This is a genomic window from Specibacter sp. NPDC078709, from assembly GCF_040686795.1.
Classification (GTDB): domain Bacteria; phylum Actinomycetota; class Actinomycetes; order Actinomycetales; family Micrococcaceae; genus Specibacter.
Genome location: NZ_JBFBLU010000009.1, coordinates 74,774 through 91,111 on the forward strand (window position 1 = coordinate 74,774; position 16,338 = coordinate 91,111).

Genomic DNA, 16,338 nt, shown 5'->3' on the forward strand with positions numbered 1-16,338 from the left:
TAGATGTCTGACCCGCTGCGGTGATCGCTCTTTCAGCAATCATCGCAGCGGGTCATTTCTTTAAGAATTCAGACCCAGCTTGGGTACCGGCAGCCCAAAGGTGTTTTTGAGCGCCGATTTCGCTGCCAGCCAGCCTCCCATGCCGTGGACGGCGGGACCGGGCGGGGTAGAGGCCGAACCCAAATACAGTCCGGGCACGGGGGTCCGCCACGGATCCCGGGAGATTACTGGACGCTTGAGTAACTGCCGAATGGTTACTGCGCCAGAGGAAATATCGCCGCCAATGTAATTGGCATTGTAGGCAGCCACGTCCTTGGCGCTTTGGACCGAGCTGGAAAGGATCAGATCCCCAAAGCCGGGCGCATGTTTTTCCACGGCTGCAATGATGTCCTCACTGCAGTCACGTGTTGAGCCTGCGGGAACGTGTGTGTAAGCCCAAAAGGTGTGCTGGCCATGGGGTGCACGGCTGTCATCAATGACGCCCGGCTGCACGGCGAGGACGTAGGGATTTTTTGGATGGCGTCCTTGGAGGACTTCGCGTTCGGCGGAGGCGATGGCTTCCCTGGATCCACCCAAATGGAGGGTGGGAGCACCTCGCAACTCGGAGGCCGTCCACGGCACCGGACCGGACAGCGCAAAATCTACCTTGCACACGCCGGCCCCATATTTAAAGGACTCCAGCTTCCGCCTATAGTTTTCAGGCAGTTCCGCTCCAGCCATCCTGACCAGGGCACGCGGCGTCGTAGTACAAATGATCGCTTTGGCGCCTGTCTCGTCCCGCAAAGCGGCCACACTATCGATGTGCCGCCCCACCTCTATCCGGCCACCATGAGCCTCCACGTCATCGACCATGGCCTGAGCGATCGCCTGTGAACCGCCTCTTGGAACCGGCCAGCCCCTGGCATGTGCCAACACTCCCAGCAACAGCCCTGCACCCGAGGTGGCCAAAGCCGGCAAACGGCCCATGGCGTGCGCGGACAAACCGGTCAACATGGCCGGAGCGATGTCGCTTCGGAAGCCGATGTTCCAAGCGGGTGTCCCTTGCAGCAAGGCCCGGGTCCCAAAGCTAACCACTGCAAGCGGGTCTTTGGGCACGCGCAACAAGTTTCCCTGGGTAAAGTCCGTAACCCCGTCTAATCGTCGCAACAAGGGTCCCATCAGAGCCCGCCACGCTGGACCGTCAACTCCCAAATCTTCTACCGTGCGCTCTAGGCTGCGGTAGGCAATCCCGGCCCGGCCGCCGTCGAGCGGGTGCCCATAGGAAACCTCCGGCACCAACAGCTCTATCCGCCGTTCCAGTTCAAAGGCGCGGAAGAAGGGAGAAGCAAGAGCCATCGGATGAACTGCAGCACACACGTCATGGAGAAAGCCGGGCAGTGTCCGTTCTGTGGTCCGGGTCCCGCCGCCTGGGGCGTCGGCGGCTTCGAAAAGCTGCACCGACAGCCCGGCACGCGCCATAGTCACGGCGGCAGCCAAGCCGTTGGGACCAGCCCCTACTACGGCGACATCGCTCACTGTCCGGACCTTTCTATACTGTGTGTTGGGAAACTTGTTGGCACGCGAGGCTCGGCCCCTGTCCCGGCCCCTGTCCCGGGCCCGGTATCGGCCCCGGTCTCGACGCCCGTCTCCAGTGCAGCCTCCGGCAGAGCCTTCAGCGAGGCCTCAAGTACTGCGGTGGACTCATCGCGTGCTGCTGCCAAAACTCCACCTTGGGGATCCTCCACCCCACCACGGCGCACCACGTCATACTCCGGCGCAAAAATGTCCCTGACAACCAGCCCCACCATGATCCACGTTGCCACTGCCCCAATCATGGCTGCGATAAGGAAATAGGGAGTGTCAATTGCGTGCTGGTTACTGATATCTCCAAGCACCTTGCTACGGAAAAGCATCAGGGCAATAAAGTGCGTGATTATTGCTGCCTGCCACAGGAGCACAGGACGCCATCGGGGCATGGCCAGGGCAAGCAAAGGAATCAGCCACACGGCATGCCACGGTTCGGCCCCCTTGTTCAGCACCATGAATCCAGCTGCCGCGACAAATGCCAGCTGGGATACCCGCGGTGTTTGGGGCGCAAAAATGGCCAAGGTCACCAGCCCAACCACCAGCACCACCAAAAGTATGCCGGCGATGGTATTTGTTGCAGCTAGGTCAAGGGACGGCCATCCCATGCGACCGGCAAGCAAGTTAATTCCGCCGTAAATGGATGATTCTGTGGGCTCCGCTGCCCACAATGACCTCAGGTAGTGGCCGTATGCTTCAGGATTTCCTGCCATGATCGGAGCCAGCACCAGCAGCCAAGCGATCACTGCCACAGCAACCATGTGCAGCATCTTGGCAACGTGCCCTGTTCTGATGCCCAGGAAGACCAAGGCCAGTGCAATGAAGATGGGATACGGGGCCGCTTGCGCGGCCACACCCAGGAAAGCTCCAGCCCAGAGGATCTGCTTGCGCGCAAAGAGGTAAATACCTGCTCCGACCAAGGCAGCAGCCCAGAAATCCCAGCTGACATAGGCCATCAATATCAAGACAGGACTGGCGGCCACGATCGCAGCATCCCAGACCCTGCGGCCTGCGGTTCGAGCAACCACCACAACAGTGGCAATCCAGGCAACGGCAATGAGTGCGGCATTCAGGTCAAAGAACGCCAATTGGCGCAACGCCCCATCGCCAGCGCTGCCAGTCATCCACGCCGTAATCCAGGCCATCCACCCAGCCGCGACAGTGTGATCAAAGGGCGATCCTTGGGAGAAGAAGGGCGCCAAGGTCCCGAGCTTGTCATCCACAAAGGAGTTGGGAAAAACGGACCAGCACATCGTGGATTGCTGGTCCGGGGTGCTCCAGCCGACGGTGCGGCAATGCGACTTGCTCATGACGGCGATTAGCGCCGAGACCGCGGCCATCAGGATCAGCACGCGCTCCACCGTGAAGAAGCCCGAGTTGGTAGCGCCGGGGGACGTGTATTTGCCCAGTGGGCCGCCAACAGCTTCGGTCAAGCCACGCAGCAAATCGTCAGTGCGTGAAGGCACAACAATTGAATGGCGGGTTTGAGTCCCCGTGGCCTGTGATTGCCGCATGGCTACGAGCCTACCCGTTCAGACCCCCTGAGCCCGCGTAGCTACACGGGCCGTTACGGGATAGCCGCGCTACAGGCCCCACTGTTCGATCGCAGGGGTTTTCTTATCCCATCCAAGAGTGCAAACCTTGGCGGTGCCGAGTACAAAGTGTCGGCCCGAACCGGCTGGCAGCCGCAGCCATCGGGCGGCCATGATGCGCAGGAAATGGCCGTGGGCCACGAGCAGAACATTGGCGGGGGCTCCATCTTCTCTCGTAACGGCTAGCGCCCGGGCCACGATTCTGTCTGCCCGCTCAGCGACCTGCTCCAAAGTTTCACCATTGGGCACCCCATCGTCCCAAATTAGGTAGCCCGGATTTTGGGCGCGTACCAAAGAACTATCAATGCCTTCGTAGTCGCCGTAGTCCCATTCGACGGCGTTCGGCTCCACCACAGCGTCGGGAAAACCGGCCAAGGTTGCTGTCCGGTGTGCTCGTTGCAGCGGTGAGGTGAGCACAAGGTCAAAGTCGACGCCGGACAAGGCAGTCTGCGCGGAGCGTGCCTGAGTCTCGCCCACGTCCGTCAAGGGAAGGTCCGTCAGGCCTGTGTACTGGCCACTGCGCGACCATTCGGTCTCACCATGACGCAAGAGCCAGAGTTTGGGGCCACCCGGGACGGGGGCTACGCCAGCAGGAGAGTTTACATTAGATACATTACTCATTGCGTATATTCCAATCAGAGAATATTGATGGTGAAGACTTACTGCCTCAGCCTGCCTCAGCCTTTGGAAGGCTGTTCGGACTCCGCAGGCTGTGCAGGCTCAGCAGGATCTGCCGGTTGTGACTCGGGCTGCTCGGCCCACCAGTGCCGCAAGGTTTCCTCGGCTTTCTCAGGACCTAGCGGGCCATATTCCATCCGCTGTTCCAGGAGGAAGCTGTACGCCCGGCCCACTACACGGCCGGGCTTGATCCCCAGCAGGGCCATGATGGCACCACCGTCTAGATCGGGTCGAATCGATTCCAGCTCTTCTTGTTCCGCCAGGACGGCAATCCGTTGTTCCAGATCGTCGTAGGCGAAGGAAAGACGGTCAGCCTTGCGCTGGTTGCGGGTTGTGACATCGGAACGGGTCAGTCGATGAAGCCGTTCCAGCAAAGGCCCCGCATCGGTGACATAGCGCCTCACCGCAGAGTCAGTCCAACCCGCTTCACCGTAACCGTAGAAGCGCATGTGCAGCTCAACCAAGCGTGAAACAGCTTTGATGGAATCATTGTCAAAGCGCAACGCCTTCATCCGCTTGGCAGTGAGCTTCGCCCCGGCTAAATCATGATGGCGGAAACTAACCCCGCCACCCGGCTCAAAACGACGGGTCTTGGGCTTGCCGACGTCATGCATGAGAGCTGCAAAGCGCAGCACAAAGTCAGGGCCAGGCACCGGGCCGTCAGCGCCGGTCTCCAAAGAAACAGCCTGCTCCAAGACCTGCAGCGAGTGCTGGTAAACGTCCTTGTGCCGGTGGTGCTCATCCGTTTCCAGCTTGAGTGCGGGAATCTCCGGCAAAACCAGCTCGGCCAGACCCGTCTCCACCAAAATATCGATACCAGCGCGCGGGTGAGCGCCACAGATGAGCTTTACGAGTTCTTCACGAACCCGCTCGGCAGAGATGATACTGATCCGCGCAGCCATCCCGGTCATGGCGGCAAGAACATCCGGGTGCAGGGAAAAGCCCAGCTGTGAAGCGAAGCGTGCGGCCCGCATCATACGCAGCGGGTCATCGGAGAATGAGTCCTCGGCAGTGCCCGGTGTGCGCAGCAGCCCCGCGGCTAGATCCTTCGCACCGCCAAACGGGTCCACCAGTTCCATTTCAGGCAGGCGTAGTGCCATGGCGTTGACGCTGAAGTCACGCCGCTGCAAATCATCCACCAATGACGTCCCGAAGGCCACGACAGGTTTGCGCGATTCAGGATCGTAGGCCTCTGCGCGGTAGGTGGTGATCTCAATGAGCAACACCTCTTTATGGGCGTTGCGTTTACGGAAGCCGATGGTGCCAAATTCACGGCCCATCTCCCAGTGTGAGTCCGCCCATTTTTTAGCCACCGAAAGGATCTCATCCGGGGTGGCGTTGGTGGTGAAATCCAGATCGGGGGAAATGCGGTTCAGAAACAGGTCGCGAACCGGTCCGCCAACGAGGGAAAGCTCAAAGCCGGCGTCGGCAAAGAGGCGTCCCAGTTCGAGAACAACTGGGTCAAATTTTGAGGTATTGGGCACTAAATCCATGGTCCCTTAAGGATGCCAGACTTTTGCCCCTCGATGCTTGCCACATGAAATGTCGCGCCGGCACCGACCTCAAGACACCATCAAACTGCCCACCGGACCTGTCATCATCCCGGGGCAAAGGTAGCTAGAGTGGACAGCATGGTTCACCCCGTGCCGCGCGCGCCTAAGAGGAACCCGTTGCCACCGGCAATGGGATCGCTCGGAGTGCCCGCTGCACCCAGCCAGCTGCCAACCGTGGAGGAAGTCTCGGCCGGCGGTGTTGTGGTGGAGATGCGCGACGGAGTTCCTCACGTCGCCATTATTGCCCGCATCAACCGCGGTGGTCGCCTTGAGTGGTGCCTGCCGAAGGGCCATCCCGAGGGTGAGGAAACCCACGACGAAGCTGCTGTGCGGGAGATTGAAGAAGAAACTGGCATCGCCGGTGAGGTGGTGGCAACCCTGGGCAGCATTGACTACTGGTTCACGGTCAGCGGCCATCGGGTGCACAAGACGGTCCATCATTATCTGTTGCGCGCCACCGGCGGGTTCTTGACCATTGAGAATGATCCGGACCATGAAGCAGTTGATGTGGCCTGGATACCGTTGGATGAGCTGGCCAGAAAGCTCTCCTTCCCCAATGAGCGGCGCATCACCGACCTTGCCCGGGAATTGCTGCCAGAGCACTTCTAAGCAGCGTCTGCGGGCAGAGTTTTGAACAGAGCTAGCCTGTTATCGCTAATTTAGTTTGGACCATGGTTTTTGGACCAGAGTTTATGTTGGACTGCACTGTTGTCAGCCCACCCCAAGCCTGCAGTGAGATGATGGTGTCGATGTCTAAAGTTGAACGGGTTAACATCCCGCCTAAACCCGTTGCCGCTCCGCGCGTGCCCTTCTCAAACGCCACTTTAAACACCGGCACCAAGAGCGTGCCTGTCCAAAAGGTGTCAGCCGAGAAGGTTCCGGCTCAGAAGATGCAATCCGCGAATAACGGCCGGATGAGTTCTTCCGCGGCCAAATCTAGCGCCAACATAGCTGTGGGCACTTTAGTCTCCCGCATCTTGGGTTTGATTAAGGGCATCATTTTGAGCATCGCCGTGGCCGGCACGGTGGTGGGCGATATCTTTGAAGGCGCCAACTTTCTGCCCAACTTGATCTTCCTCATGCTGGCAGGTGGCGTCTTCAACGCAGTGCTGATCCCGCAGATCGCAAAAGCCAGCAAACATGCGGACGGTGGCAGTGACTTCATTTCCCGGCTGCTGACCGTGGCACTTCTTGGTTTACTGGCACTGACCGCCGTCGTCATGCTTCTGGTGGTCCCCATCATGAGCCTGTCCACATCGTTCAGCGGTAGGCAGCTAGAACTGTCCATCACTTTTGGTTTGTTCCTTCTGCCGCAGATTTTCTTCTACGGGCTGTTCTCACTCTTGGGGCAGGTTCTCAATGCCCATAACTCCTTCAAGGCGTACGCCTGGGCTCCGGTGGTGAACAATGTGGTGGCCATTGCCGGACTACTCGTGTTCATTCTCGTTGCTGGCAGCTCCGTGACTAACCCGCACACAGTCGGTAACTGGACCACCGGGCAATCGTGGATGCTGGCCGGTACTGCCACTTTGGGCATCATCACCCAGTCGGTGGTGTTGCTGGTTCCTGTTCACCGCCTTGGTTTGAAGCTGCGACCCAAGTTCTCTTTGAAGGGAGCAGGGCTAGGCGCCACAGCCAAGATCGCCACGTGGACCATGGGAACCATGATTATTGGCAACTTGAGCTTTCTCGTCATCATGCGCGTCGCCACCATCCCTAGCGGGGACGACAGCGACGCCGGCGGATCCGTGCTACCGGGCCTGCTGGTGTTAAACCGGGCCACCGAGATGTACATCATGCCGCATTCCACCATTGCGCTATCCATTGCCACAGTGATGTTCACGGCCATGGCACATGCCGCGGCTAACAAGGACCGCTCAGCGTTGAGGTCCTCCCTCTCCAGTGCCTTGCGGACCACAGGAATGGCCACAGTCTTTGCTGCTATGGCCTTGCTGGTGCTGTCTGGTCCTCTTGGGATGCTTTTCAGTGGAAATCATGAAGTAGTGGGCCGCCAGGTCGCTATCACGTTGGCTATTTTGGCTGTAGGCGCCCCTCTATTTAGCATCAATTTCATTCTGAACAGGGTGTTTTATTCTCAGGAGAACGCCAAGACGCCCTTCATTCTGCAATGCATTGCAGTGGGTGTGCTGCTGAGCTGTGTATTGATAGCCGGCCGGCTGCCGGCCGAATGGATCGTTTACGGCATTGCCCTGAGCTACACCATCAGCAACTTCGTAGGGCCCGTCATCAGCCACCGTTTCCTGAAAGCCCAGCTGGGCGACTACGGTGGCGGCTTGATCATGCGCGCCCACATGCGTTTCCTCGCTGCCGCCCTAGTCTCAGGCATTGTTGGAGAACTGGTTCTGCGACTCTTTGGAAGCTCCACAACCGGCGGCTTCATGTGGACTTCCATTCAGGCCTCCGTAGCCACCTTGGCTGTTGTGGGAACGGTCATGGCAGTGGTTTATGTGCTCGTCTTGAAGCAGCTGCGCGTAGATGAAGTTGACGCACTACTCAATCCTTTGATCAATAAAGTCCGGAACCGGTTTCCGCTCACAAAGGTGAAGTAAGTCCGGTTATTTCGCCCCAACGCAGGACTGCTCCGAAGGCAATACGGCAATCCAAGGCCGCAACCACGGATCTTGCAGTGTTTTCCTATAGAATCAGTGAGAATATGGCTCGTGTTCTCCATTCGCACAAGCCACCATGTTTGTAAAAGGAGGATTTGGTGCCACAACCCATTGATGTGGGCTCCATCCTTGGCGGCCGCTACAAAGTGACCGGCCGTATTCTGGCCTCTGCCGAGAACGACATTATCCTCGACGGACTAGATCAGGTTCTCAACCGTCCCGTCAGTATTTTGGTCGCCGCCATTGAGAACTCACCAAATCTGACCCAAAGCGCCAGAGACGTGGCCACCGGCAGCAGAGTATCCAACGTTTCCATTCTGGATCTGGGTGTGGAAGAGAACTCTACGTACCTCATTGCAGCCAGGACCTCCCCGGCAGATCTGCTCGATCTGGTGGTTCCCATGGAACCAACAGAAGAGGTCTACCAGGAGCCGTTCTTCACCGATACCCTCGGTACTGAAATCTTCGGCAAAGCACGCGATGCAGCCCCCATCAGCAGCGCGTATGTTTACGAGGATAATTCCCCGATGACGCCTGCCCACCCGATTCCCGGCGTCACCCAGCCAGCCGTACCGCAGCCGGCCGTGTCGCAGGCAGACACACCCACACCGCCGCCCACAGCGGCGGTGGGTGCAGCCGCTGTGGCGAGTGCCGCCGTCGTGCCTCCTAGTCTCGAAACGGCTCAGCCTGTTTCCAAGGTCACGTTGTGGGATGAGGACGACTACGCGTTCATCAACGAAGACCATGAGGAAAGCTTGGCTGAAGCCCGGCGCCCAGGTACTTTCCCCGCGGAACTGCTAACGGAGGACTACGCTCAGGTCGAGGACTCCTTGGAAGAGGACGACGCGGAGAACGCTCCCCGCGCCACCGGCCGTTGGCTGACCGGGGCCATTGTCAGCGTCTTGCTAATTGGTGCACTCATTTTCGCCATTTCGCACATCACTAGCCTGTTCCCGAACTCGGATAATCAGGCTGCCGGAACAAGCACTGCAGCATCTCCGCCCCCCAGCGACGTCCAGACGCCTTCCACTGCACCGGAACCGGTAGCAGTGGCGCCGGTCATCAAGGGCCTCACTGACATCACGGTGTTTGCGCCGGGTGCCCCGAACTATGCCGAGGCTTTCTACCCGCGGCTCAAGGACGCAATCGACGGCAACAAGGCCACGTACTGGCCCACGGTGGAGTATTCCAGCGCCCCATTTGCAGACCAGACGGATAGCATCAACTTGGTAGTGGAGTTGCAGGCCGAATCAACTATCAGCTCTGTCACGATCAATCAGCTTGCCGGTACTGGCGGTCAGTTCAATATCTTGACCAACAGCAAGCCAGAGTTGCAGGGTGCTACGAAGATTGGCAGCGGCTCCTTCAGCGCCCCCGATTTTACGCTCACGGCAGCTCCCGGCGTTAAGGCGCAGTACGTGATCATCAACTTCACCGAGCTGCCCCGCCTACAGCCGTCAGTGACTTATCCCTTCGGTTTGAAGATCACCGAGATCAGCATCAAGTAACCCGCTTTCAAGCCTTCCGCGACCGGTGTATGGAATAACTATGTCCCTGCACCGGTTGTGGATAGCGAAGGAGCCATTGGGCCGCCAGGGCGCGGTTCCATTCATTGAAGGAAGAGGAACACTCACCCGTGAGCACTGAAGTTACCCCCGCCAGCGATATTCGCGACGTCATCATTGTCGGTTCCGGTCCGGCAGGTTACACGGCCGCGATCTACACTGCCCGCGCCGATCTCAAGCCGCTCATGATTGCCGGTTCAGTGACTGCAGGCGGCGAGCTGATGAACACCACCGAGGTGGAGAACTTCCCCGGCTTCCCTGATGGCATCATGGGCCCTGACCTCATGGAGAACCTCGGCCAGCAGGCTGAGAAGTTCGGTACCGAGATCATGTACGACGACGTCACTTCAGTTGAGCTTGAAGGGGCCATCAAGACTGTGGTTCTGGCTGACGGCCAGGAATTCAAGGCACGCACCGTGATTGTCTCTACCGGCTCTGCGTACCGGGAGCTCGGTGTTGAAGGCGAAAAGCGTCTTGTTGGCCATGGCGTCAGCTCGTGTGCCACCTGCGATGGATTCTTCTTCAAGGGTCATAATATTGCCGTCATTGGCGGTGGAGACTCTGCTATGGAGGAAGCCATCTTCCTGACTAAGTTTGCCGATTCGGTGACGGTGGTTCACCGCCGCGACACACTGCGGGCATCCAAGATCATGGCCGATAGGGCCCTGAACCACCCGAAGATCAAGTTCGTTTGGAACTCGGAGGTTGTTGGCATTGATGGTGATGCCAAGGTTACCGGCGCACGCTTGAACAACCTGGTCACAGGCGAGAAGAGCGAATTGGCTGTAACAGGAATATTCGTTGCCATAGGCAACGATCCCCGTGTTGATCTCGTCAAGGGCGTCTTGGAACTGACAGATGCCGGAACGATTGCTGTCGAAGGCCGCAGCTCGAAGACCAGCGTCAAGGGCGTCTTTGCCGCCGGCGACGTTGTGGACCCAACCTACCGACAGGCCATTACGGCTGCTGGTTCGGGCTGTGTTGCAGCGCTTGACGTTGAGCACTACCTGGCCGACCAAAACTCCTAAGAGAAAGCAGATTCCAATGAGCAACGCCAAGATCGCTACAGATGCAACTTTTGCAGATGTCGTATTGAATGCAGAAAAGCCAGTCATTGTGGACTTCTGGGCCGAATGGTGTGGCCCCTGCCGCAAGCTGGGCCCCATTTTGGACGAAATGTCCGTGGAGTACTCTGACAAGGTTGAAGTCGTCAAGGTAGATGTGGATGCCAATCCTGCCATCGCTGCCAAGTACGGGATTACTTCCATTCCCGCTGTCTACCTGTTCCAGGGCGGCGAGGTCAAGGAGACCGTTATTGGGGCACGCCCCAAGCAGTATTTTGAGAAGGAGTTTTCAGACGTCCTGAAGTAAGCACTTCTTCAGCACTTCTTGCAAACTGCTTAAATGGGTATGGACCGGATTCTGTCCGGTCCATACCCATTTAAATGTGAATTTCGGCTTCTCCCAGATTGATTCTAAGCGCAAAAGTTGTTCATACTTTTCGCGCAATCCGCTCCCGGAAATGACGCCTGATGGTCCATTCGCGGGATTTGAGGTAAGTTTCACGTGAAACTTGGCCGGCAGCGCCAGTCTGGTCTTATAGAAACTATTTCTGGGAAGTTTCCATAAATGCTTGTTCTTCACAAACATATAAATTAGAATTGTGCTATGGGCAGTTCAGTGAATTTCCCGGTTGGTCGGGATGATTCATCCACCACATTGAGTGTGGCGGACCTGATTGCTGGACTGACTCTTCCTGTCATTGAACCACTTGGCACTGACATTGCCGCGATGTCTGCTCTGCCACCCTTGCCGTTCCCAGTGGCAGCCGACACTTCAGACGTTGACACCGCCACCTCTCACGGTGGCGGCTCGGCAGCTGCCTCCCTGGAGGACTCTGACGCAACTGCATGGCACCCGCAGAAGCGGGCTAAATCTCAGTTGGAAGCGGCAAGAATGTTGATGGATGAATGCATTGAAGCCGTCGCCGCACTGCATAAACATCAGAACCAGTGCACCGCCCTGGCCGCAGTGTTGATTGATCGTCTACAGGCTTCCACACGATTGGAAGCCACAGTCCTGACGCTGGACTCTTGGCAGCATCAACCTCATATGGCAGGGGTGCGTGCCGAACTTGCGGGTATCCTGAACATCCCTGAGAACATAGCCGATCGACTCATGGACCTTGCCTCCACGCTCGTCCACGACGTGCCGGCCACTTTGGCAGCTCTCGCTGACGGATGGTTAGGGTGGGATCACGCAGCGATCATTGCCGATGAGGCCACCTTGCTGCGGCAAGCTGGCCTTCCAATTGAAACAATTGAGTCATTTGAACGTGCGCTTCTAGAGAAGGCCGTTGCATCCACGCTACCCAGTTTCCGTGAGAAAGCGCGCCGCTTGCGTGAACGTAGCTACCCCGAGAGTATTCCCGTCCGGACCCGCCGTTCCTTCGCTAGTCGTTCGTTGAGAGTCGGCCACGGACAAGACGGGATGTCTTGGCTCAGCCTCTACCTCCCAGCACCAACGGTCGAAGGTATCTGGGATCAGTGCACTCTCACTGCGCAAGCCGCACAGGGTCCACATGAAGACCGAACCCTAACCCAACTCCGTGCCGATGTAGCCGCAGCACTGTTGCTGAACCAGTCCATGGCCCAAAATCACCTCTACAGTCCCACCTTCTCGGATCCAGCAGCCGGCACGAGCCGCCCCTCCACAAGTTCACCGCCGCCCTCGGTAAGCGATCACAGGGGAACCTGGACCGCCGGAACAGAACCTTCTGGGACCGAGCACCCTAGGAAAGAATTCTCCGCACCCGACAAGGTCGAAACCTCCCTAACTGGTGCGGCCACGCCACTCCCAGAACAAAGTACCAGCTGCAGTGGCAGCACGGCGTCATCTGGCTTTGTGGGCAATGGGCTGGCACGCAGGATGGCAAGGTATGCCGATCTCGCAAGAGTACGCAACGACCCTAGGAACTTGTTTCAGAGCCCGGAACCGCTGCCCTCCCATGACGGTCCAGTTCCTGATCCGGATCAGGGCTGGTATCGGCTTTCTGCAGAGGATATCCCTGTTTTCGACGACCCAAACTATCGGGACCCCGGGTACAGGGACCCCGATATCCGTAACGATCCTGATTGGCACCCAGCGGCTAGGCCACCCGTTCTCAGCCCAGAACCTTCCTCCACCGGAATGGATATGTCTGAAACGAATAGAACCGATCCAGTGTGGCCACCGATGCCCCAAGTTGCCCCTGTGCTTCTGATTCCTGTCCTGTCCATGCTAGGTGCCACGAATGAACCCGCATGGATGGAAGGTTGCGGACCCATCAGCATGGAAGTTGCCCAGTACCTCATGTCCGAATCCTCGAGCTTTTATCGGGTTCTAGTAGATCCAATCACCAACAAGCCTCTGGATTGCTCCCCGCAACGTTACCGAGTCACCAAAGCCATGCGAACTATGCTCCGAATCAGGGATGAATACTGCCAGTTCCCAGGGTGCACAGCCAAGGCCAGTACCTCCGACGTTGACCACATCACGAAGTTCGAAAGTGGTGGACGCACTATTTTCAGCAACCTTCAAGCGCTCTGCAAACGTCACCACCGGATCAAGCATTTCAAGGATGACAGGACTCGTGACGGTCAGTATCGAACCGACCAATCCCCCGAACGCAGCGCTGTGAGACTGCGGGGGTGGACGCCAGTAATGACGGACAACGGCGTAGCGTGGACCTCTCCGTCAGGAAGGTACTACCCGCCCAAGCTCGCCGATAGCCAAGCACCTGTCTACACAAAATGGCTCCGCAGATTTATCGATCACTCGCTGCGAATTCAGTACCTCACAGACGATTTGTACTGTGGAGACATTGATGAAAGTGCGCACCCTGACCGCGACCAAGAAGAGCAGTGGAACGACGACGTCATCCCTGAACCACCCGCCGGTACGTTCCCCAACGACGAGGATGAGGAAATCCTCACTCAAATCGCCATCGAGAACTATCTCCTTGAGCATGCTTCGAGCGAACCACGCGAAGACTAGTCAGAGGCCTCCTGAAAGCTCTCCGAAGAACGTCTCTGGCGAAGTATCCGCAATCCCCAATTTGATTTATTCGTGCATGTTTCACGTGGAACAGCAATAGGACATTCCTAGATTCCGACTCTCAGAGACGAGGGTCAACGCGATCCGATTCCAGCGCCAACACCCCAAACACTGCCTGATGGATTCTCCACAATGGCTCGCCAGAAACCAAGCGATCCAACGCTTCGATCCCAAGCGCGTATTCTCGCAGTGCCAGAGATCTTTTCAGTGCCAGATTCCGGTCTTTCAACCTGACCAGGTTCCGAGGGTCTGTGTAGTCCGGCCCGTAGACAATACGCAAGTACTCACGTCCTCTTACCTTAATGCCTGGTTGCACCAGATCTTTGTTGACACGGGAATCTCCGGATCTACGAGTCAGGTTCTGCAGCGGTTTCACCACCATCCCCTCCCCACCAGCTGCTGTCAGTTCCTGCCACCACTGTGTTCCTGCAGTACGAGATTCCGAGTTATCGGTCCTAACGACCATGCGCCGCGTAGCGCGGATTAGTTCCGGGTCTGCCGCTGCGAGCTTGTCCGCTAGGTTAAGGTGCCACATGTGGTCTCGACCAGAATGTACCGCCCCCTCAGACGCCAGCACCTGGAAAGGAGCCAGCTGTACACCGTCCAACCCTTTAGAGGGTGCAGTGTAGTTTTGATAGGCAGCGATGTACGCCGCAGCATTCGCTTTTCGGGAACGAAGTCTAGCGAGGATCTCAGAAACGTCAGCTCCTGATTCGAGCGCTTTCTCTAGGGCTCCGGTGGCGTCACCCAGGCTACTAGTGGCGCTAGCACCCACAGCTGCATACTGGCCACGGATCATCTCCTCGGCTTTGAATGACCAAGGAAGAAGTTCTGCATCCAGCAAGATCCAGTCCGTTGCTAGTTCTTCCCAGAGACCTGCCTCCTCCACTGCTGCATCGGTTCGCATCAGAAAATCATCCGCCGTCTTCCGGTTGAAGAATGGCCTTCCTGTTCTCGTATACACAGTTCCACGCCAGCCACGTGGGGCGTCGAATTTTTGAGGATTTCGAGTTAGCAACACCACGGCCCTGGATCCCATGTGCTTTTCTTCGCAGATGACACTCAACACCCCGGCCTTGTTATATGACTCAAAAGCTTCAGTTGGATGTTCCAGATAATCAGGTAGTTTTGATGTACTAACCGGGCTCATCGTGGGCGGCAAATACGGCATCCAGCTCGGATCCGTCGCCCAGCGGCTCATAACCTCAAGTGCCCCAGCTGCTTGCTCCTGACGAATGCTCACCCGTCCATGGATTCCTGTTTGGACGGACTGCTTGCCAAGAACGTCGCTGATCTTGAGCACGTTATCAGCACGTTCCCCACCCTCTTCGGCAGTAGCTCCCCCGGTGGATCCTGATTCAGCTTGCATGGATTCTCCTGCAGAAGCCAGGGGCTTGGCCGGTTCAAACCATATTTTCTCAGCAGGTACCTGTACGACTTCCCTTTCCGGATAACGCAAGGCAGTCAGTTTTCCGCCGAATACACATCCTGTATCCAAGCACATGGTCCCGTTGATCCACTCAGCGTCCAGAGTCGGCGTGTGTCCATAGAGGACAGCAGCTTCTCCTCTGTAGTCATTCGCCCAGGCGTATCGGACAGGAAGCCCATACTCATCCGTTTCTCCCGTTGTGTCACCGTACAGCGCAAAGGCTCGGACTCTGGCGGAAGCTCTCCCCTGATAGGCCTCCGTCATGCCGGCATGCGCGACCACCAGCCGTCCTTGGTCCAGGACCAAGTGTGAGACCAACCCACGACAGAAATCCTTCACTTCACGCCGGAACTCTTCAGGCTCCGCAGCAAGTTGAGCAAGAGTCTGCGCTAGCCCATGAGAGGTTTGAACCCTTTTCCCCTCCAATGCCCTGACAAGCTTGTCTTCATGATTCCCGGGAACTGCCCTGGCATTTCCGTGTGCCACCATTCCCATAGCGAGCCTGAGTACCCCGGGACTATCGGGACCCCTATCCACGAGATCCCCAACAAAAATCGCTTTGCGCCCCTGGGGATGCTTGGCGTCAAGCACTCGCCCCTGCTCATCGCGAATCAGCTTGTAGCCCAACTTCTCTAGGAGTGTGCACAGTTCAGCGAGGCAGCCATGCACATCGCCAATGACATCGAAGGGGCCCTCGTCATGACGGAAGTCATTGAGCAGTGGCTCACGACGAATACTCGCCCCTTCCATCGCTGCGACAGAACTCAGAGTGTGGATCCTCCTGAAGCCCTCTCTGCCAAGACCTTTCAGAGAACGCCTCAACTGATCGTGCTGGCGCCTGATGACGTGGTCCTCGAGCACTCGGTCGCTTCGCTGTTCATTTCGCTCAAGACTGACAGATAAGGGCAGATCAAGAACTATGGCCACGGGGAGGACGTCGTGGGCCCGGGCTAACGCCACCAATTGCCTGCGAGCATCTGCCTGGACACTCGTGGCATCCACCACGGTCAGGAGCCCTGCATCGAGTCGTTTCCCAGCAATGAAATTGAGTGATTCAAAAGCTGCCTTAGTTGCTGACTGATCATTGACGTCATTGGAGACCATCCCCCTGAAGAAGTCACTACTAAGGGTTTCAAACCTTCCGAAGTTCTTTGCTGCAAAGGTGGATTTTCCGGATCCGCTTGGTCCTATCAGCACCACAAGACAGAGCTCCGGGATTGCCAGCTCACTCAT

General features: G+C 57.5%; 11 protein-coding genes. 6 read left to right on the forward strand and 5 right to left on the reverse strand.

All coding sequences use genetic code 11. From position 1 onward, the window contains the following. Positions 1–60: 60 nt before the first annotated feature. From AB0P14_RS15495 to AB0P14_RS15510, 4 genes are all read right to left on the reverse strand, one after another. Positions 61–1,515 carry an NAD(P)/FAD-dependent oxidoreductase gene (locus AB0P14_RS15495; protein WP_363844158.1) on the reverse strand — a complete coding sequence of 485 codons (1,455 nt, stop codon included), beginning with the start codon at positions 1,513–1,515 and terminating at the stop codon, positions 61–63. Further along, positions 1,512–3,077, reverse strand: a complete 1,566-nt coding sequence (locus AB0P14_RS15500; RefSeq protein ID WP_363844161.1) for a glycosyltransferase 87 family protein — start codon at positions 3,075–3,077, stop codon at positions 1,512–1,514. Before AB0P14_RS15500 ends, AB0P14_RS15495 begins: the two co-directional genes overlap by 4 nt. 69 nt (positions 3,078–3,146) lie before the next feature. Continuing rightward, positions 3,147–3,776, reverse strand: a complete 630-nt coding sequence (locus AB0P14_RS15505; RefSeq protein ID WP_363844164.1) for a histidine phosphatase family protein — start codon at positions 3,774–3,776, stop codon at positions 3,147–3,149. A gap of 56 nt (positions 3,777–3,832) precedes the next feature. Further along, positions 3,833–5,326 (reverse strand): CCA tRNA nucleotidyltransferase, encoded by a 1,494-nt coding sequence (locus AB0P14_RS15510; protein ID WP_363844167.1) that lies wholly within the window; start codon positions 5,324–5,326, stop codon positions 3,833–3,835. A gap of 138 nt (positions 5,327–5,464) precedes the next feature. Here AB0P14_RS15510 and AB0P14_RS15515 point away from each other — a divergent pair, with 138 nt between their 5' ends. The 6 genes from AB0P14_RS15515 to AB0P14_RS15540 all read left to right on the forward strand — a co-directional run bounded on the left by AB0P14_RS15515 (position 5,465) and on the right by AB0P14_RS15540 (position 13,616). After that, on the forward strand, positions 5,465–5,995 hold the full coding sequence (locus AB0P14_RS15515; protein WP_363844170.1) for an NUDIX hydrolase: 531 nt from the start codon (positions 5,465–5,467) through the stop codon (positions 5,993–5,995). Positions 5,996–6,135: 140 nt separating this feature from the next. Then, positions 6,136–7,956 carry a lipid II flippase MurJ gene (locus tag AB0P14_RS15520; protein WP_363844173.1) on the forward strand — a complete coding sequence of 607 codons (1,821 nt, stop codon included), beginning with the start codon at positions 6,136–6,138 and terminating at the stop codon, positions 7,954–7,956. A 158-nt stretch (positions 7,957–8,114) separates the two neighbouring features. Further along, positions 8,115–9,524 (forward strand): hypothetical protein, encoded by a 1,410-nt coding sequence (locus tag AB0P14_RS15525; RefSeq protein WP_363844176.1) that lies wholly within the window; start codon positions 8,115–8,117, stop codon positions 9,522–9,524. Positions 9,525–9,652: 128 nt separating this feature from the next. Then, positions 9,653–10,609, forward strand: a complete 957-nt coding sequence (trxB, locus tag AB0P14_RS15530; protein WP_363844179.1) for a thioredoxin-disulfide reductase — start codon at positions 9,653–9,655, stop codon at positions 10,607–10,609. 16 nt (positions 10,610–10,625) lie between these two features. Further along, positions 10,626–10,952: a thioredoxin gene (gene trxA / locus AB0P14_RS15535; RefSeq protein ID WP_363844182.1), complete on the forward strand. Its 327-nt coding sequence runs from the start codon at positions 10,626–10,628 to the stop codon at positions 10,950–10,952. Positions 10,953–11,249: 297 nt separating this feature from the next. Continuing rightward, a complete protein-coding gene (locus tag AB0P14_RS15540) occupies positions 11,250–13,616 on the forward strand; it encodes a DUF222 domain-containing protein (protein ID WP_363844185.1) in 2,367 nt (788 codons plus the stop codon). A 121-nt stretch (positions 13,617–13,737) separates the two neighbouring features. Here the strand turns inward: AB0P14_RS15540 and AB0P14_RS15545 are convergent, their stop codons facing one another. Further along, positions 13,738–16,338, reverse strand: a complete 2,601-nt coding sequence (locus AB0P14_RS15545) for a polynucleotide kinase-phosphatase (protein WP_363844188.1) — start codon at positions 16,336–16,338, stop codon at positions 13,738–13,740.

Bases quoted from the DNA above. Each gene is read 5' to 3' on its own strand.
- AB0P14_RS15505 (WP_363844164.1), bottom strand. From the start codon at position 3,776: ATGAGTAATGTATCTAATGTAAACTCTCCTGCTGGCGTAGCCCCCGTC.
- AB0P14_RS15545 (WP_363844188.1), bottom strand. From the start codon at position 16,338: ATGAGTGAGCTGGCAATCCCGGAGCTCTGTCTTGTGGTGCTGATAGGA.
- AB0P14_RS15500 (WP_363844161.1), bottom strand. From the start codon at position 3,077: ATGCGGCAATCACAGGCCACGGGGACTCAAACCCGCCATTCAATTGTT.
- AB0P14_RS15515 (WP_363844170.1), top strand. From the start codon at position 5,465: ATGGTTCACCCCGTGCCGCGCGCGCCTAAGAGGAACCCGTTGCCACCG.
- AB0P14_RS15540 (WP_363844185.1), top strand. From the start codon at position 11,250: ATGGGCAGTTCAGTGAATTTCCCGGTTGGTCGGGATGATTCATCCACC.
- AB0P14_RS15510 (WP_363844167.1), bottom strand. From the start codon at position 5,326: ATGGATTTAGTGCCCAATACCTCAAAATTTGACCCAGTTGTTCTCGAA.
- AB0P14_RS15520 (WP_363844173.1), top strand. From the start codon at position 6,136: ATGTCTAAAGTTGAACGGGTTAACATCCCGCCTAAACCCGTTGCCGCT.
- trxA (WP_363844182.1), top strand. From the start codon at position 10,626: ATGAGCAACGCCAAGATCGCTACAGATGCAACTTTTGCAGATGTCGTA.